16 protein-coding genes and 3 pseudogenes are annotated in these 17,428 nt (G+C 64.2%); 10 read left to right on the forward strand and 9 right to left on the reverse strand.

Annotated elements, in window-relative coordinates; all coding sequences use genetic code 11:
* The first annotated feature begins 179 nt into the window (after window positions 1-179).
* From AC5QPF_RS13950 to AC5QPF_RS13960, 3 genes are read left to right on the forward strand one after another with little or no spacing between them, the layout of a single operon-like run.
* Window positions 180-860, forward strand: coding sequence for a hypothetical protein (locus AC5QPF_RS13950; RefSeq protein ID WP_494963782.1), 681 nt, complete (start codon window positions 180-182; stop codon window positions 858-860).
* Entirely contained in the window at window positions 857-1,381 is a 525-nt protein-coding gene (locus AC5QPF_RS13955; protein ID WP_494963783.1) for a hypothetical protein, read from the forward strand. Before AC5QPF_RS13950 ends, AC5QPF_RS13955 begins: the two co-directional genes overlap by 4 nt.
* Window positions 1,378-1,926, forward strand: a complete 549-nt coding sequence (locus AC5QPF_RS13960) for a hypothetical protein (RefSeq protein WP_494963784.1) — start codon at window positions 1,378-1,380, stop codon at window positions 1,924-1,926. Before AC5QPF_RS13955 ends, AC5QPF_RS13960 begins: the two co-directional genes overlap by 4 nt.
* Here AC5QPF_RS13960 and AC5QPF_RS13965 read toward each other — a convergent pair.
* Complete coding sequence (locus tag AC5QPF_RS13965) at window positions 1,907-3,154, reverse strand: oxidoreductase (protein ID WP_494963785.1); 1,248 nt, start codon at window positions 3,152-3,154, stop codon at window positions 1,907-1,909. The two genes, AC5QPF_RS13960 and AC5QPF_RS13965, sit on opposite strands and share 20 nt — an antisense overlap.
* A gap of 78 nt (window positions 3,155-3,232) precedes the next feature.
* Here AC5QPF_RS13965 and AC5QPF_RS13970 point away from each other — a divergent pair, with 78 nt between their 5' ends.
* A complete protein-coding gene (locus AC5QPF_RS13970) occupies window positions 3,233-3,655 on the forward strand; it encodes a MerR family transcriptional regulator (protein WP_494963786.1) in 423 nt (140 codons plus the stop codon).
* 58 nt (window positions 3,656-3,713) lie between these two features.
* On the opposite strand, the gene AC5QPF_RS13975 is transcribed toward AC5QPF_RS13970, so the two are convergent.
* Entirely contained in the window at window positions 3,714-4,592 is an 879-nt protein-coding gene (locus AC5QPF_RS13975; protein WP_494963787.1) for a LysR substrate-binding domain-containing protein, read from the reverse strand.
* 112 nt (window positions 4,593-4,704) lie between these two features.
* Between AC5QPF_RS13975 and AC5QPF_RS13980 the strand changes: the two genes are divergently transcribed.
* Together AC5QPF_RS13980 and AC5QPF_RS13985 are read left to right on the forward strand one after the other, a co-directional pair.
* Window positions 4,705-6,201, forward strand: a complete 1,497-nt coding sequence (locus tag AC5QPF_RS13980; protein ID WP_494964169.1) for an MFS transporter — start codon at window positions 4,705-4,707, stop codon at window positions 6,199-6,201.
* 85 nt (window positions 6,202-6,286) lie between these two features.
* Window positions 6,287-6,892, forward strand: coding sequence for a LysE family transporter (locus AC5QPF_RS13985; protein WP_494963788.1), 606 nt, complete (start codon window positions 6,287-6,289; stop codon window positions 6,890-6,892).
* 14 nt (window positions 6,893-6,906) lie between these two features.
* Here the strand turns inward: AC5QPF_RS13985 and AC5QPF_RS13990 are convergent, their stop codons facing one another.
* The 3 genes from AC5QPF_RS13990 to hisD all read right to left on the reverse strand — a co-directional run bounded on the left by AC5QPF_RS13990 (window position 6,907) and on the right by hisD (window position 10,002).
* On the reverse strand, window positions 6,907-7,956 hold the full coding sequence (locus tag AC5QPF_RS13990) for an alcohol dehydrogenase catalytic domain-containing protein (protein WP_494964170.1): 1,050 nt from the start codon (window positions 7,954-7,956) through the stop codon (window positions 6,907-6,909).
* Window positions 7,957-8,042: 86 nt separating this feature from the next.
* On the reverse strand, window positions 8,043-8,522 hold the full coding sequence (locus AC5QPF_RS13995) for a VOC family protein (RefSeq protein ID WP_494963789.1): 480 nt from the start codon (window positions 8,520-8,522) through the stop codon (window positions 8,043-8,045).
* Between the two features lie 172 nt (window positions 8,523-8,694).
* Complete coding sequence (gene hisD / locus AC5QPF_RS14000) at window positions 8,695-10,002, reverse strand: histidinol dehydrogenase (protein ID WP_494963790.1); 1,308 nt, start codon at window positions 10,000-10,002, stop codon at window positions 8,695-8,697.
* Between the two features lie 75 nt (window positions 10,003-10,077).
* Between hisD and AC5QPF_RS14005 the strand changes: the two are divergent.
* Window positions 10,078-10,311, forward strand: a pseudogene (locus AC5QPF_RS14005) (chemotaxis protein); the annotation flags it as partial.
* 22 nt (window positions 10,312-10,333) lie between these two features.
* Window positions 10,334-10,936, forward strand: a complete 603-nt coding sequence (locus AC5QPF_RS14010; RefSeq protein WP_494963791.1) for a DUF1349 domain-containing protein — start codon at window positions 10,334-10,336, stop codon at window positions 10,934-10,936.
* A gap of 127 nt (window positions 10,937-11,063) precedes the next feature.
* On the opposite strand, the gene AC5QPF_RS14015 is transcribed toward AC5QPF_RS14010, so the two are convergent.
* The 4 genes from AC5QPF_RS14015 to AC5QPF_RS14030 form a co-directional block, all read right to left on the reverse strand.
* Window positions 11,064-12,311, reverse strand: coding sequence for an SLC13 family permease (locus AC5QPF_RS14015; protein WP_494963792.1), 1,248 nt, complete (start codon window positions 12,309-12,311; stop codon window positions 11,064-11,066).
* Window positions 12,312-12,344: 33 nt separating this feature from the next.
* Complete coding sequence (locus AC5QPF_RS14020; protein ID WP_494963793.1) at window positions 12,345-13,844, reverse strand: diguanylate cyclase; 1,500 nt, start codon at window positions 13,842-13,844, stop codon at window positions 12,345-12,347.
* A 151-nt stretch (window positions 13,845-13,995) separates the two neighbouring features.
* Window positions 13,996-14,769 carry an SDR family NAD(P)-dependent oxidoreductase gene (locus AC5QPF_RS14025; RefSeq protein ID WP_494963794.1) on the reverse strand — a complete coding sequence of 258 codons (774 nt, stop codon included), beginning with the start codon at window positions 14,767-14,769 and terminating at the stop codon, window positions 13,996-13,998.
* 4 nt (window positions 14,770-14,773) lie between these two features.
* Window positions 14,774-15,463 (reverse strand): DJ-1/PfpI family protein, encoded by a 690-nt coding sequence (locus AC5QPF_RS14030; RefSeq protein WP_494963795.1) that lies wholly within the window; start codon window positions 15,461-15,463, stop codon window positions 14,774-14,776.
* 362 nt (window positions 15,464-15,825) lie between these two features.
* Here AC5QPF_RS14030 and AC5QPF_RS14035 point away from each other — a divergent pair.
* Both AC5QPF_RS14035 and AC5QPF_RS14040 read left to right on the forward strand, forming a co-directional pair.
* Window positions 15,826-16,482 (forward strand): annotated as a pseudogene (locus AC5QPF_RS14035) (MCP four helix bundle domain-containing protein); the annotation flags it as partial.
* A 306-nt stretch (window positions 16,483-16,788) separates the two neighbouring features.
* Window positions 16,789-17,388, forward strand: a pseudogene (locus AC5QPF_RS14040) (methyl-accepting chemotaxis protein); the annotation flags it as partial.
* Window positions 17,389-17,428 lie beyond the last annotated feature (40 nt).

The following is a 17,428-nucleotide window of genomic DNA, read 5'->3' on the forward strand; positions in this document are numbered from 1 at the left end:
CCAGCGGCTCCGACCCATGGCGTGGAACGTATGGTTGCCATGTGCGTTGGCGCATGAGCACTGGCGAGTCCGGCGGCATTGCCTATATGATCCTTGCCCCGCGACGGACAGGAAACTTTGCCCCGGCTGTTTCGCTGTCGCGGTCATCGACGGAACGCATTTCACCCCAAGGACCCTTCATGCCTGGATTCATCCGTGCATTCGCACGTCTGTTACCTGTTGCCCTGATCGCCGGCTGCGCCGCCCAACCCTCCAGTCTCGTCAGCGAGCCCCTGCAACCGACAGCGGGCGGCCCGGTCGCCTACCTGGTCGGCAGCATCGGCCCTCTCGGTCGCGACGCTGCGTATACCAACCAGCGTATTCTCCTGCGCGAGCGCGGATCGCAATATGGCGCGGCCGCCTGGTGGGGGCATGCCGACGCCGCCCACACGCCCAAGGACATCGAGGACTCCCGCAGCAGCGACAAGGCCGCGCTGCCGGGTGAGGCCAGCGTTTTCGTCATGCCGCTCAAGCCGGGTGACTACGAGTTCTACGACTTCCAGTTCTTCTGGAACGGCTACAACAGCAGCTTCCGCTCGCTCCAGGCCCGTGAGCAGTTCCTTGTGCCCCTGCGCCTGGAGCCGGGCAAGGCGTACTACATCGGCGAGTTCCGCTCGCGTTGCCTGAGCACTGCCGCCTGCCTGTTCTTTCACGGTGACCAGCAGCCGCGGGACGAAGCCATCGCTCGCCGCTACAACCCCGTCCTGCCAACGCTGCAGGCACTGAATCTGGATCTGGCGCCGGCGTTTCCCTTCGTCGTGCCTTCGACCACGACCGGCGCGGCTGCCGATGCCGCCATCAGCAAGGAAAGCAAACAATGAACAAGCCTCTGACCCTCGTCGCCGGCCTGCTGCTCGGCGGCTGCGCCGGCACCCAGACCTTGCCCGACCCGCAGATCAAGACCGGACAGGATTACCTGCCGCCCGTAACGGTCATGGTGGACTCGCTGGAGCACAGCTCCGAATTGCGCAACTACCTGCGCCAGAGCGGTGTGTTCAGCAAGGTCGAGAGTGGCTCGGCGGCACAAGGTGAGACCCAGGTCATGGTCAAGCTCGACGCCCAGCGCAAGGTCGCTCCGGCGCCGGTACTGCTGCTCAGCGCCGCAACGCTGTTCCTCCTGCCGATTCAGAACGACATGGATACCAAGGCGGAGTTCACCGTGATGCGCGACGGCAAGGTGCTCAACCGCTATCACTACGAGAACTACATGACCAAGTACTCCTGGCTGCTGGATCTTGGCATTCCCGAGCGCCAGGAAAACATCCGCAGGGTGGCGCGTGCTTTCGCCCGCGACATGCAGGCGGCAAGCCTCGCCGAGCCGTCGCAGGAGGTCCGTCGATGAATGCGCTGCTCAAGGTCGGGTCGCTCGCGGTCGGGCTGTCGCTGCTGGCGGGCTGCAACCCTTCGATGAAGCCGCTGGGCTACCACGCTGAAAAACCCTATGTGCCGATGAGCCTGATGGTGGTTCCCCGTAGCTACACCCGCCTGGATGTTGCCGAGCGTGACCTGCTGGTGACGGCGGTGAAGAGCTCCGGTGCGTTCTCGTTCACCGACCATGGCTGGGCGCGCAAGGGCTACGGCCTGGTGATCAGCGAGCCTCCAGGCAAAGGCGCGGGCGTGCTGGTGGCCTTGAATGCGATTACCTTGCTGACCTTGCCCGTGCCCTACGGCTATGTGCAGAACCTTGAAGGCAAGGTGTTCAAGGACGGCAAGTTGTTGCGCACGTTCACCTACCGCCGTGAAGGCACCGGAGTCGCTGCCTGGTACGTGCCGCCGCCCAACACTGAGAACCGGCGACAGATGCTCACCGAGCTGATGCGCGACCTTGAAGCCAGCGCGTTGATCCCCCATGCCGACGAGGCGACGATCACTGCGCCGGGCAGTTGATGCCGCGCTGCTCCATCCAGCGCCGATAGCGTCGCGCCTGGCGGGCCGTGGCCAGTTGTTGCAGCAGCAATGCCCAGCCTGGTGCTACCTGCGGGACGGGCGCCTTGCCCCGGCTCAACCGGCGCAGTTGAAACTTCACCGCCGCCATGTTCCCCAGCGACGCCAGTACCTTGTTCTTCCAGGTGATCGGCCGCAGGGCGGGCGCGCTGTCCCGGCCTTCGCGCCAATGCCGGGGCAGGGCAGGCTCCAGGGCCAGGGCGGTGCCGATGCCGGCCATGGCCACCCCGGAAGCGAGGACCTGTTCCGCCACCGAGCGCCGGCGAATGCCACCGGTGACCATCAGCGGCATCCTTGCCACATCCTTCAGTTGCCGGGCGAACTCGATGAAGTAAGCCTCCCGGGCCAGGGTCCGGCCGTCGCGGGCATCGCCCTGCATGGCCGGCGCTTCGTAGCTGCCGCCGGACAGTTCAACCAGGTCCACCGCCAGCCCGTTGAGTCTTAGCAGCACCTCGCGGGCATCCTCGGCGCTGAAGCCACCACGCTGGAAATCCGCCGAATTGAGCTTCACTGCCACGGCAAAGGTCGGCGAGACTACCGCCCGCACGGCCTTGACCACTTCCAGCAGCAGCCGTGCGCGGTTGTCCAGCGTGCCGCCCCATTGGTCGCTGCGTTGGTTGCTCAGGGGCGAAAGGAACTGGCTGAGCAGGTAGCCGTGGGCGGCGTGGATCTGCACGCCATCGAAACCGGCCTGTTCGGCGAGGCGGGCGCTGTTGGCGAAGCGCCGGATCACTTCGGCGATCATCCCGTCGTCCATGGCCTGGGGCAAGGCGAAGTGTCTGGACATATTACCCAGCGCCAGCGGTACCGCCGACGGCGCCCAGGTCGGTTGGCCGAGGTTGGCGGGCATCTGCCGACCCGGGTGGTTGAGCTGCAGCCAGAACTGCGTGCCTTGGGCACGTCCCGTGTCCGCCCATTGGCGGAAACGCTGCAACTGGCGATCATCCTCCAGCACCACGCCGCCGGGGCCGGTCATGGCCCGGCCGTCGATCATCACATTGCCGCTGATCAGCAGGCCTGCGCCACCTTCGGCCCAGGCCTGGTACAGACGAATCAGTTGCGCAGAGGGCGCGTGCTCGGCATCGGCCATGTTTTCTTCCATGGCGGCCTTGGCCAGGCGGTTGGGAATGATCGCGCCATTGGGCAGGGTGAGGGGATCGAACAGGTTCATGGGGCACACCTCGGTTGGTCGTGGCTCAACCTTAGGTTTAAAGTGAACTTTAAGGTCAAGCACTTTTGGAGACGGGTCATGAAGATTGGCGAGTTGGCAAAACGCAGCGGGCTGACGGCGTCGAGCATTCGCTTCTACGAGTCCAGGGGGCTGCTCACCGCAGTGGAGCGCACGGGCAATGGTTATCGCAGCTATGGGCCGGAGGCGCTGTGGATGCTGGAGATCATCACCGGGGCGCAGAGCGCCGGATTTTCCCTTGATGAGATTCGCAGTCTGCTGCCTGTCTCCAGCGGGGGCTGGCAGCACGAGGAACTGCTGGCCGGGCTGAAACGCAAGGTCGCGGAAATCGAGGTGCTGCAGGAGCGGCTGGCACGGAACAAGGCGCAGTTGCTGGTAGCGATCGAGGGGATCGAGCATCCGCCGGTGGGGCAGGATTGCGTGGGTAATGCGCAGCGGGTGCTGGAGCGGCTGCGTGAAGAGGGGAGTGCCCGAAAATCGTAGTGCAGGTCCGGCGTCCCGTAGAGCAGTGCGCGGCAAATCAATCGGTTGAGGGGCTCGATCACCCCTGTTCCGCGATCAGGGCATCCCTCAACCACGCCCCCGCCGGCCCCAGCGAGCGCTGTTTCGACCACACCAGGTCGAGCGGATAGTGGCGAGGCCAGCCCGGCACCTGCAGTTCCACCAGCAGATGCGCCGCATAGGTGCGCACCAGCCAGCGTGGCAGGATTGCCCAGCCGAAACCTTCGCTGGCCAGTTCCATCAGGATCAGGTAGCTGGGGGCCGACCAACTGCGCTGTCGGGTGAGGGAGTCCAGGCCGCGCTGCGGCAGGTCGTCCAGGGTGTTGAGGCGCAAGGCGCGGTAGGTGCCGAGGGTTTCCTGGTTGAGCGGACGCAGGCTGGCCAAGGCATGGTCCTTGGCCACGAAGACGGCGAACTCGGCTTGTTCGGCCAGGGTCACATGGCCGATTTCCGGCGGATAATCCGGCTCCGACGGCAAGATGCCGAGCGCGGCGCGGCCGGTACGCACCAGGTTCAGTGCGTCGCTGTACTCGGCGAACACGCATTCGAATTCCAGCTCCGGGTAACGCTCGCCCAGCACGTGCAGGCGCGCCTGGAATTCCGGTGAATCGTAGGCGTCGGAGATAACCAGCGTCAGCCGGGACTCCACCCCGGCGTTCAACAGGTCGGCGGCCTGACGCAGGCGTTCGGAGGCGGACAATACGTCCTCGGCCCTTTGCAGCAGGGCTCGGCCGGCGTCGGTCAACACTGGCAGCTTGGCGCTGCGGTCGAACAGCTCCACGCCCAGGTCGATTTCCAGGCGGGCGATGGCCTCGCTGATGGTCGACTGGCTTTTGCCCAGCTTGCGCGCGGCAGCGCTGAAAGTGCCGAGGTTGGCGGCCTGCATGAAAGCTTCGAGGGATTCGGTCGAATAGCTCATATCGGTATTCCCGATGGTTCCTATCTTTATTCAACCCTATCACCGATGGAAAATCCGCCCCACGATTTTTTCGGTTGGGAAAGGACAGGAAACCATGAGCCTCGATACAGGAATGACTGGCTACCGGCGCTGGCTGGTGCTGGCGGTGGTGTCCAGTGCGCTGCTGCTGATCGTGATCGACATGACCGTGCTCTACACGGCGCTGCCAATGTTGACCGAAGCGCTGTCGGCGAGCGCCTCGGAAAAGCTCTGGATCATCAATATCTACTCCCTGGTCTGCGCCGGCCTGCTGCTGGGCATGGGCACCCTGGGCGACCGGCTCGGGCATCGCACGCTGTTCGTCTGGGGCCTGGTGGTGTTCGGTTTGGCCTCGCTGGCGGCCGCGTACTCCACCAGTTCCGCGTTGCTGATCGGCGCCCGCGCGGTGCTGGCCATTGGCGCGGCGATGATGATGCCGGCGACCCTGTCGATCATCCGCCTGACCTTCGAGGACGAGCGCGAGCAGGCCTTCGCCATCGGTGTGTGGGCGGCCGTGGCTTCCGGCGGCGCGGCTCTCGGCCCGGTGGTGGGCGGAGTATTGCTGGAGCACTTCTGGTGGGGGGCGGTGTTCCTTATCAATGTGCCGGTGGTGCTGGTTGCGCTGGTTATGACCCTGCTCTATGTCCCGACATCCGTGGTCCGCTCCAACCGCACATGGGACCTGCTCGGCTCGCTGCAGGTGATGGTCTGCCTGATCGGTTTCGCCTATGCGATCAAGGAAGTCGGCAAGCGCGAGGCGTCATTCACGGCAGCCTTGGCGGCACTGCTGATCGGTATCCTGTTTGCCGTGCTGTTCGTGCGTCGCCAGCGTCGCAGCGAGCATCCGCTGATCGACTTTGCGATCTTCCGCAACCGCACCTTCTCCTCGGCCGTGGCTGCGGCGGTGATTGCCGCTGCGACCTTGATCGGTATGGAGCTGGTGTTCAGCCAGCGGCTGCAACTGGTGCTGGGCCTGTCGCCACTGGAGGCCGCGCTGTTCATCCTGCCACTGCCGCTGGCGGCCTTTGTCGCCGGGCCGTTGGCGGGTCTTGCGCTGCCACGGGTAGGCGCGAAGACCGTGTTGTCGGCGGGACTGCTGCTGTCGGGGATCGGCATGGGCCTTTATTTGCTGGTGCACGATGCCAGCACTGCGGTGCAGATGCTCACGCTGACAGCCCTTGGCGTCGGCATCGGCGCCACCTTCACGGCGGCATCGAGCACCATCATGGGCAGCGTGCCGGCGGAGCAGGCCGGGATGGCGGCCTCTATCGAGGAAGTCTGCTACGAGTTCGGCGGCGCGGTCGGTGTGGCCTTGCTCGGCAGCGTGCTGTCGGCGGTGTACAGCGCGGCGATGGCGGTGCAGCGTGTGACGGTCGAGGCCACGGTGAAAGACAGCCTGGACGAGGCGCTGATCGCCGCCAGGCATCTGCAACCGGCCGAGGCCGCCGTCTTGGTCGAGGCGGCCAAGGCGGCGTTCGACGGCGCGTTCCTGGTGGTCATGGCCGTGTGCGCCGGGTTGTTGGTACTGGGCGCGGTACTGGTACGCCGGTACGCTGTGGACAGCGCATCGAAGCATTCGATTACCGAATAGTGTCGTTGCGCATTATGCGTTTCGCTCAAGACGGCGTTGCGCGCGATGATAGTGTTTTGATTCGCTGACCTTCGGAGACCCCTCCATGCAGTTCGAAACCTGGTTGCTGCTCGTCCTTACCTGCGGCGGTATCGCGGTGGTGCCCGGACCCAACGCTTTGCTGGTACTGACCCACGGCGCCCTGCACGGCAACCGCCGGGCGTTGTTCACCGTGGCCGGTGGGGTGATCGGTTTCATGGCCATGATTTCCCTGTGCGCGCTCGGCCTTGCGGCGTTGATCCAGGCATCGCTGTCGCTGTTCACCCTGTTGAAGATTCTCGGCGGCCTGTACCTGATCTGGCTGGGGATCAGCCTGTGGCGGGCAGCGCCCATGAGCATGGACCTGACGGTACAGGCGCGTTCGAGCAACGCCGCGCTGTTCCGCCAGGGCCTGCTGTCGGCAGTGTCGAATCCCAAGGCGTTGCTGCTATTCACCGCGTTCATCCCGCCATTTCTCGATCCGCAGCGCAATGTGCTGGTACAGACCGCGGTGATCGCGCTGACCTATGCGGCGGTGGAGTTTTGCGTGGAGTGTCTGGTGGTCAATGCCGCACACCGGGTGCGGCCATGGCTGGCGCGCACGGGGCGGCGTTTCAACAAGGTCTGCGGTGGTTTCTTCATGCTGTTCGGGGCGTTGCTGCCGGTGCGCTGAGCACCCACAATCTGTCAGCCCGCCAGCGTCGCGTTGTCGATCACGAACCGGTACTTCACCTCGCCCTTGAGCATCCGCTCGTAGCTCTGGTTGATCTCATCCGCCCGAATCAGCTCGATATCGGCCACGATCCCGTGCTCGGCACAGAAATCCAGCATCTTTTGGGTTTCCGGGATCCCGCCGATCATCGAGCCGGCAATCGCGCGGCGCTTGAAGATCAGGTTGAACACGTTCGGCGAGGGGTGATTGCTGGCCGGCGCGCCGACCAGGGCCAGGGTGCCGTCGCGCTTGAGCAGGACCAGGAAGGCATCCAGGTCATGGGGCGCGGCGACGGTGTTGAGGATCAGGTCGAAAGACTTGCCGTGAGCGGCCATTTCCTGCGGGTTGCGCGATACCACCACCTCGTCGGCCCCCAGCTCCAGCGCCGCTTCACGCTTGGACTCGGACGTGGTGAAGGCCACCACGTGGGCGCCCAGGGCATGGGCCAGCTTGATGCCCATATGGCCCAGGCCGCCGATCCCGACCACCCCGACCTTCTTGCCCGGCCCGGCGCCCCAGGTGCGCAGCGGCGACCAGGTGGTGATTCCGGCGCAAAGCAGTGGCGCGACCGCCGCCAGTTGCGAGACCGGATGCGTGATGCGCAACACGTAGCGTTCATGCACGACGATCTGCTGCGAATAGCCACCCAGGGTCCAGCCGGGCGCGTCCGGCGTCGGGAAGTTGTAGGTGCCGACCAGGCCGTCGCAGTAGTTTTCCAGGCCATCGTCACAGTCGGCGCAGTGCTTGCAACTGTCGACGATACAGCCGACACCGACCAGGTCGCCGACCTTGAAACCGCTGACATGGCCGCCGACGCTGGTCACGCGGCCGACGATTTCATGGCCGGGCACACAGGGGTATTGAGTGCCTTCCCATTCCGAGCGCACCTGGTGCAGGTCGGAGTGGCAGATGCCGCAGTAGGCGATGTCGATCTGCACGTCGTGGGCACCGGGTTCGCGGCGGGTAATGGTCAGCGGCTCAAGCGGCTGGTCGCTGGTGTGGGCGCCATAGGCGATGACTTGCATGGGGTATTCCTCGAAGCGGTGGAAGACCTTGCCATCTTCGTTGAGCAAGACAGGGCGCCGGTAACCCGATTCGACCCTGTTCTTGCCTAATCCTTCAGCGCCGCCTCGATCCCGGCGATATCGATCTTGCCCATCTGCATCATCGCTTCGAAGGCACGCTTGGCCTTGGCCGGGTCGGGGTGGGTGATGGCCTGGGTGAGTACACGGGGTGTGATTTGCCAGGAAATGCCCCAGCGATCCTTGCACCAGCCGCAGACATTGGCTTCGCCGCCGTTGTCGATGATCGCGTTCCAGTAGCGGTCAGTCTCGGCCTGGTCGTCGGTGGCGACCTGGAAGGAGAAGGCTTCGTTGTGCTTGAACATCGGCCCGCCATTGAGGCCCAGGCAGGGCAGGCCCATGACGCTGAACTCGACGGTGATGATGTCGCCCTGCTTGCCGGCAGGATAGTCGCCGGGGGCCGGATGGGCGGCGATGACCCGGCTGTCGGGGAAGGTGGCTGCGTAGAAGGTGGCGGCATCGAGGGCATCGCCGGTGAACCAGAGGCAGATGGTGTTTTTCGGGGTCATGATGGCGGGCTCCGGGGAATGGAAGGTTCAGTCTAGACCTTGGTCCCGGGAGTGCTCATCACGCTTGGTCGTGGACGAACGCGCCCCCACCAGGTTCGGCGGTGTACGCAAAACCTGTGGGGCGGGCATTGCCTGCGATGGCGCCCGTCCGGACGACATCAGGGCAAGGCGATCAGAGCGCCGGCTCGCCGAAGCCCACTTCCTTCTTGCCGTAGCGGCGCACACGGATGTTCGCCTGCTCGGCATGGCCGACGAAGCCCTCCATCAGGCACAGGCGCGAGCAGTACTCGCCGATCTGCGACGAGGCTTCGTCGGTCAGGATGCGCTGGTAGGTGCAGGTCTTGATGTACTTGCCGACCCACAGCCCGCCGGTGTATCGCGCAGCTTTGTTGGTGGGCAGGGTGTGGTTGGTGCCGATCACCTTGTCGCCATAGGACACGTTGGTCCGCGCGCCGACGAACAGGGCGCCGAAGTTGGTCAGGTGCTTCATGAAGTAGTCGTCGTCGTGGGTCATGATCTGCACGTGCTCTGACGCGTACTCGTCGGAGAGCTTGACCATCTCGGCGTAGTCCTCGCAGAGAATGATCTCGCCGAAGTTGTCCCAGGCTTCGCGGGCGATCTTCTCGGTGGGCAGCTTGACCAGCAGGCGCTCGATCTCCTTCAAGGTATCGAAGGCCAGCTCGCGGGACGTGGTCAGCATTACCGCCGGGGAGTCTACGCCGTGCTCTGCCTGGCCCAGCAGGTCGGTGGCGCACAGCTCGCCGTCCACCGAGTCGTCGGTGATCAGCAGGGTTTCGGTCGGGCCGGCGAACAGGTCGATGCCCACGCGTCCGAACAGCTGGCGCTTGGCTTCGGCGACATAGGCGTTGCCAGGGCCGACGATGATATCCACCGGGCTGATCGATTCGGTGCCGATGGCCATCGCCGCCACCGCCTGGATCCCGCCCAGGCTGTAGATGGCGTCGGCGCCGCCCAGGGCCTGGGCCGCGACGATGTAAGGCGCCGGCTTGCCCTGGAAGGGCGGGGCGGCGGTGGTGATGTTCTTCACGCCGGCGGATTTCGCCGTGACGATGGACATGTGCGCCGAAGCCAGCAGCGGGTACTTGCCGCCCGGAACGTAGCAGCCGGCGGCATTCACCGGGATGTGCCGGTGGCCGAGGATCACCCCGGGAATGCTTTCGATTTCCACGTCCAGCAGCGACTGGCGCTGGGCATCGGCGAAGCGCTTGACCTGGGCCTGTGCGAAGAGGATGTCGTTGTACTCGCGCTCGGTCAGGCGTGCGACGCACTCTTTGATCTCGGCCTCGCTGAGGCGGTAGTCGGCGCGGTCCCAGCCATCGAACTTCACCGACAGCTCACGGACCGCCGCGTCGCCGCGCCTTTCGATGTCCAGCAGAATGCGGGATACATCGCGTTTAACCTGTTCGTTGCGTTCTACCTGTTGTTCGGCAGGGTTCGCTTTTTTTATCCACTCAGCCATGACTTACCTCGATCGGGCGCCTACGTTTGTTCGGTTTTGGAGCAGCATTCGCCGCTTTCGAAAAACTACAGGCGAGCCCTGGGCGACATCGGCCAGTCGATCTCCACCATCAGCGAGATGAACCTGCAGATCGCAAGTGCGGCGGAGGAGCAGAGTGTCGTGGCCGAGGAACTGAATCGAAACGTCGCGGCGATTCGTGGCGTGACCGAGGCCCTGACGGACCAGGCCGATGGCTCGGCGCGTGCAGCGGCACAACTGGATGTGCTGGCGCAGGAGCAACTGGCGCTGGTCGAACAATTCAAGGTCTGAGGACTGCAAGGGAGAAACCGTGATGAAAGCGTTGCAGATAGAAGGCGCCGCCAATGGCAGCGCTGAATGGGAAGGCGAAGGTCTGAGGCTTACGGTAGCGGCATGCACCGACGGGTTCTTCCACCCGGCAGGGGAGGTACGGCGGGCCAACGTGATCTGCGCCGGGATGACCGTGGATGCAGACGTTTTCACCCTGTCGGCCAGGGTATCGGTGGATTTTTGCTCCGCCTTCGATGCGAGAGCCTTGTTCGTCCAGGTGGACGAGGATAACTGGGCCAAGCTGGCCTTCGAATTGTCCGGCGCCGGGGAGCCGACGGTGGTCAGCGTCATTACCCGGGGGACATCGGATGATGCCGACGGACCGTCGCTTCAGGGGGATACCCTATGGCTGAGGGTGCATGGCAATGGTGACACGCTGGCCTTCCATTTTTCCGTGGATGGCCGGTATTGGCGGTTCCTGCGCTGGTTCACCTTGCGGGGCAGACAGCGCAAAAATCAGCGGGCCTTCTCGGTGCGATCCAAGGCCTCATCGCTGCATGGGTATCTTCACAACTCCGAAGCCTGGCGGAACCCTTGTGGGAGCGAGCTTGCTCGCGAATGGGCGCAAAACGGCCACAAAACCTGAGTCCCGGGTGTGTCAGTCAGACTCCGGACTCAGGTTCTACGACGGCTGCGCCGCCGTTCGCGAGCAAGCTCGCTCCCACAGGGTTTTGTATGCAGTCGGCATTTTTCCGGCGTGTCGGGGGATAGAATCACAGCAACGTCAATGCCCCGACCAATGCCGGCGGCATCACCACCAGTCCCAACCGCAGGAACTGCCACGCCCCCACATGCTCGCCTTCACGCCGGATCGCCACCAGCCACAGCAGAGTGGCCAAGGAGCCGGTGATCGACAGGTTCGGCCCCAGATCGACGCCGATCAGCAGCGCAGCCGTGGTCTGCTGCGGCAGATCGACGATATGGCCCATGGACCCGGCGATCAGCCCGCTGGGCAGGTTGTTCATCAGGTTGCTGGCGATGGCCACGCCTACCCCGGCGGCCCAGTTGGCTTGGGTCGGTGAGTCTGTCGCGAGTGCCGCCAGGGCGTGGGCCAGGCGCTCGATGACCCCGGTCTGCGCCACCGCTTCCACTAGCACGAACAGGCCCGCCACCAGCGGCAGTACGCCCCAGGCCACATGGCGCAGTACCGGCATCGGGCTGCGGTGCTGCAGCAGGTGGATCAGCGCGGTAGTCGCCACCCCGGCGCAGAAGGTTGGCAGGCCCAGCGCCACGTCCAGTGCCGAGGCGCCCAGCAGCAGTGCGCCGGTCACGGTAATGCCGGCGGCGCAAAGTCGTGCACCCCGGGACAGGGGCTGGTCGTCGATGGTCAGGGCCAGAGGCTGGCGGATCTGCTTACGCTGGGTGAGTCGCAGCATCAGGTAGGTGAGGATGATCGCCGCCAGCGAGGGCAAGGTGAACTGGCGCAGCCAGTCCAGCAGCGGCGGCATCTGGCTGCCGAACACCACCAGGTTGGCCGGGTTGGAGATCGGCAGCACGAAGCTCGCGGCGTTGGCGATAAAGGCGCAGATGAACAGGTACGGCAGGGGTTCAGCCCGGGCCGCCTTGCACGCGGCGTACACCGCTGGGGTCAGGACCACGGCGGTGGCGTCGTTGGAAAGAAACACGGTGACCAGCGTGCCGACCAGGAATACCAGGTCGAACAGGCGCTGTCCCGAGCCGCGGGCATGGCTCACCGCATAGCGCGCCAGCCAGTCGAACAGCCCTTCCTGGCGCGCCAGTTCCGCCAGCACCATCATGCCGATCAGGAACAGGTAGACGTCGCCGCCTTTGGCCACCGCAGCCAGCGCGTTGTGCGGGCTGATCAGTCCGAGGCCAGCGAGCAGCAGCGCGCCGCCCATGGCCCAGACGTACTCGGGGATACGCCAGGGGCGCAGGATGACGCCAGCGGTGGCCAGGGCGGCCACGGTCCAGATGATCAGCGAGGTGTCGAAGGCAGGCATGGTGTCATTCAGCGTCCGGCTCAGGGGGGGGCCTCAGCCGACGTGCAGGCGGTTGCGGCCGGTTTGCTTGGCAACATACAGCGCCTGGTCGGCGCGTTCGAGCAGTGTCTCGCCGTTCTCGGCTGCGCTGTCGGTGGCGCAGGCGATGCCGATGCTGACGGTCACCCGTGCCAATGGACTGCCTTGATGGGCGACCGGTTCCTGGACCAGGCATTCGATCATCGCCCGGGCGATGGCGGTTGCACCGGCAGCATCGGTATCGGGCAGGATCGCCACCAGTTCCTCGCCGCCGTAACGGGCCAACAGGTCGCAGGGGCGCCGCACGCAGGCCGAGAACAGGCGAGCGACGTGTTGCAGGCAGGCATCGCCTGCCGGATGGCCGTAGGTGTCGTTGAAGCGCTTGAAGTGATCGATATCGATCATCAACAGGGCCAGGGACGCGCCGCTGCGCCGGGCCCTGGCGCTTTCCTGGGCCAGCGCCTGGTCGAAACAGCGCCGGTTGGCCAGCCCGGTCAGGGCGTCGTGGCGCGCCAGGTGCTCCAGTTGCTGGTTGCTGTCGAGCAACTGCTGCTGGGCCAGGCGCAGCTCGCCTTCGGCCAGGTCGCGCCGGCGCATGGCGCGGATCAGCAAGCCGCCGATGGCGCCGGTCAGCACCAACAGCCCGGACACCACACCCGCCGACAACAGTGCTTCCAACTGCCAGGCGGCCAGGGCTTCGCGTTTGCCCAGGGCGACGGTGGTCACCAGCGGCAGCTTGTCGCTCTTGCGAAACGCATACAGGCGCTCGACGCCATCCAGGCTGGAAGTGAAGGAGGCGGTGCCCACCGACTTGTCCACCAGGTACTTGGCGTAGATCGGCGACTGGGAGAAGTTGCGCCCCATGTCCTGCTCGCGGAACGGATAGCGCACCAGCAGCGCGCCGTCGGTGTAGGACAGGCCGATGGCGCCCTCATGACCCAGGTCGATCTGGCCGAACAGGCGCAGGAAGTTCTCCACCCCGAGGGTCACGGCCACCACGCCAGCGAACTCGCCCTGGGCGTCGTTGAAGCGCCGGCTGATGGTGATCACCCATTCATTGTTGGCACGGCTGCGGATGGGCAGGCCGATGAAGGGCTCGCGGGACGGGTCGTCGCGGTGATGGATGAAATAGGCGCGGTCACTGCTGTTGGCGCCGGCGGGGATGGGGCGATTGGAGGACATCAGCCAGCGCCCGTCGCGGTCATACACGGTGATGCCGCTCAACTGCGGCATCAGCGGCTGCTGGCGGTCGACCAGTTGTTTCAGGCGTTCGATCTGCCGCGGCCCGCTGCCTTCGGTCTCCAGGCGTTCGACCAGGCCAAGCAGGATCAGCGCGCTCTGGCGCACGATGCCTTCGGAATAAGTGGAGAGCGCCTGGGTGAGGTTCAGGCTGTGGGTGTCGATTTCTTCCAGCGTACGCTCGCGGGAGGCCATCACCTTCCAGAGCGTCAATGAAGCGAGCGAACAACCAATGACCGACAACAAGAGCACAACGAGGTGGATGTCACGCTTCACGTTAATACCTGATGGAAAATCCTGATTCCGCGCTTGCCAAAGGTCGTGGCATATAGCCAGTCCTGGCGTCGGGCAAGGATACAAGGAGTCATCGGTGAGCGCAGTAACTAATTGGTTCAACTGCCCGGTGGCGCAGCCTGGAGAAAGGGGCTCACCACTCGATCCTCTCGCCGTCCCAGCTCCAGAAGCTGCCGCTGTTCGCAGGCCCGAACCGTGCTACCTGCTCGAGGATGCAACGGGCGGCGAAATCCGCCTGGAACAGCTTGCCCTCCGGTACGTTGCCTTGAAACGGACGGGACAGCTCGGTGTCGGTGGTGCCGGGGTGCAGGGCCAGTACGGTGGCGGCGGGGTTGAGTCGCTTCAGTTCGATGCTGGCGGTGTGCAGCAGCTGGTTCAGCGCTGCCTTGCTGGCACGGTAGCTGTACCAGCCCCCCAGGCGATTGTCGCCGATCGAACCGACCCTGGCCGACAGCGCGGCGAAGGTCGCTGGATGGTTGCGCAGCAGTGGCAACAGGTGCTTGAGCAGCAGGATCGGCGCGAAGGTGTTGCTGGCGAAGCTGGCCTGCAACCCGGCCAGATCCAGCTGCGCCAGGGACTTTTCCGCTTTTGCGCCATCCTGGTGAAGGATGCCCAGGGTGCTGATGACCAGGTGCAAGTGGGGACAGGACTGTTTCACGCCCACCGCAAGGCGGGCGAGGGCGGCTTCGTCGCGGGCATCGCAGTCCACCAGGACCAGGCGCTGGCCGTAGGTTTCGAGCAATGCCGCCAGGCCGGCCGCCTGGGTGGCGCGACGCGAGACGGCCCAGACCTGGCTGACATCGTCACGAACCAGCAGGGCGGCGCACAGGGCCAGACCGATGCCCCGGCTGGCACCGCCTACCAGGACCGCAGCGGGGCCTGTCAGTCCTGGAATCAGCGGGCTCATGGCCTTATTGCTCCTGAGCAAGGCGTTCGAGCAGCGCCTTGGCCGTCGCCTCGGACGATGCCGGATTCTGTCCGGTGATCAGGTGCCCGTCCGCCACCACATGGCTGGCCCAGTCCGCGGCCTTGCTGTAGCTGCCGCCGTTGCCCTTGAGCATGTCCTCCACCAGGAACGGCACTACGTCCGTCAGCCCCACCGCCTCTTCTTCCGTGTTGCTGAACCCGGTGACCTGCTTGGCCTTGACCACTGGTTGGCCGTCGGGTGCCTTGACGTGTTTCAGCACGCCCGGTGCATGGCAGACGGCGGCGATGGGTTTGTTGGCGGCGTAAAAGGTTTCCAGCAGAGTGCGGGAATGCTTGTCCTCGGCCAGATCCCACAGCGGGCCATGACCGCCGGGGTAGAACACGGCGTCGAAGTCGTAGGGGTCGATTTCAGCCAGGGGGAGGGTGTTGGCCAGTGCCGCCTGGGCCTGGGTGTCGCTGCGGAAGCGGCGGGTGGCCTCGGTCTGGGCGTCCGGCTCGTCGCTCTTCGGGTCCAGAGGTGGCTGGCCGCCCTTGGGGGAGGCGAGGGTGATGTCGGCTTTGGCGTCGACGAACAGGTAATAGGGAGCGGCGAATTCCTCCAGCCAGAAACCGGTTTTCTTGCCGGTGTTGCCGAGTTGGTCATGGGAGGTGAGGACCATCAGGATCTTTTTCATGGAAGGCGGTTCTCCGTTGTGGATGGGGGTGTGCCGTTCATGCTGCATCTTTGTGGGAGCGCGCGCAGTGGCGGATGTTCCGTGAGCTTTGCAGGGTGAGCGTTTTGGACGCATTCACTAAATCCGTGTTTCCCGAAACGCCTGGATTTTTTCGCTATGAGCCCTAAGAAAACAGCACCGGTGGCCGATACGCTCAACGAGTTGAATAACTCTCGAGCATAGTCTTCAGGCTATCAGGGCATGAGAGTAGATAGATTGATCGCATAATAATAAGCAGCATATTTCAGAGAGAAATTCTCATGTCGCTACGCAATATGAATATTGCCCCTCGTTCCTTTCTCGGTTTTGTATTTGTTGCGTTGATGGTGATTGTGCTGGGCGTGTTCGCACATACCCGCATGACGGTGATCCGTCAGGCATCGGTCGATATGGAGGTCAATCAACTGCCCAGCGTTGGCTACCTGGGTAATCTGATCGAGGGTGTGCTTCGGATGCGTATTCTGTCCTTTCGTGTCCTGACCAATCGAGAGCCTGCATCCCTGGACGAGGCTTACGCGCGCATTGCGTTTCTGGTGGACAAGCTGCACAAGGACAAGAAGAGCTACGCTGACCTGCCTGCCGAAGGCGAGGAGTTGGCCAGGTATCGAGAGTTTGCTGCCACGCTTGACACCTACCTCAAGGATCAGGAGCACATGCTGGAGCTGTCCCGGCAGAATCAGCTCGATGAACTTCGCAACCTGATCAACAAACAGATCAAGGCTGGCACCGACCTGATGGGCGTACAGCTCAACCAGTTGGTGGACATCAACAAGGCCAGCGCCAAGGCCGCTTCCGATGAGGCCGGCAGACAATATGACAACGCCAGCGCCGGGATTGTCATGGTTTCGGTGATTGCCTCGCTGATGACCGTGTTGCTGGCCTGGCTGCTGACCCGCAGCATTGTCACGCCATTGAAGACGGCCGTCGAAGCTGCCGAGGTCATCGCCAGTGGCAACCTGACTGCACCGATACCTGCCGGAGGGACGGATGAGCCGGCTCGTTTGCTGGCCGCTTTCTCCATCATGCAGGGCAACCTGCGCAAGACCATAGAACAGATCTCCGGCTCGGCTACGCAGTTGGCTTCAGCCGCTGAAGAGCTGAGTGCCGTGACCGAAGAAACCTCTCGTGGCCTGCAACAGCAGAACAAGGAGATCGAGCAGGCGGCCACTGCGGTCAACGAGATGACCAGCGCCGTGGAGGAGGTGGCGCGCAATGCCGTTTCGACGTCCGAGGCGTCCCGGCAGTCCAATCATGTCGCACATGAAGGGCGTGATCGGGTCGTGGAAACCGTGGAGGCGATCCAGACCATGACCCATGACGTGCAGAGCACTTCAGCCTTGATCGAGGGGCTGGCTGCCCAAGGCCGCGACATCGGTCAGGTCCTGGACGTGATTCGGGCGATTGCCGAGCAGACTAACCTGCTGGCGCTCAACGCCGCTATCGAGGCGGCCCGTGCCGGTGAGGCCGGTCGTGGTTTTGCGGTGGTAGCCGATGAAGTGAGGGCGCTCGCTCACCGCACCCAGCAGTCGACCAGCGAGATCGAGAAGATGGTGGCGGGCATCCAGAATGGTACGAGCGAAGCCGTGCAGTCGATGCAACAAAACAATCAGCGAACCCAGGACACTCTTGAGCGCGCCCGGGCGGCGGGGATGGCGCTGGAGCAGATCACCCACTCGATCAACCAGATCAACGAGCGCAACCTGGTGATTGCCAGTGCATCAGAAGAACAGGCACAGGTTTCACGTGAGGTAGACCGTAACCTGGTCAATATTCGCGACTTGGCCAGCCAATCGGCTGCCGGGGCCAACCAGACCAGCGCTGCCAGCCATGAGTTGTCGCGCCTGGCGATGGACTTGCGCGCCATGGTTGCTCGCTTCGTCATCTGATGGGCAGTTGCAGGTCGTTGGCGGCGGTCTGGCTTCGACC

Source organism: Pseudomonas sp. Con_6, assembly GCF_059379395.1.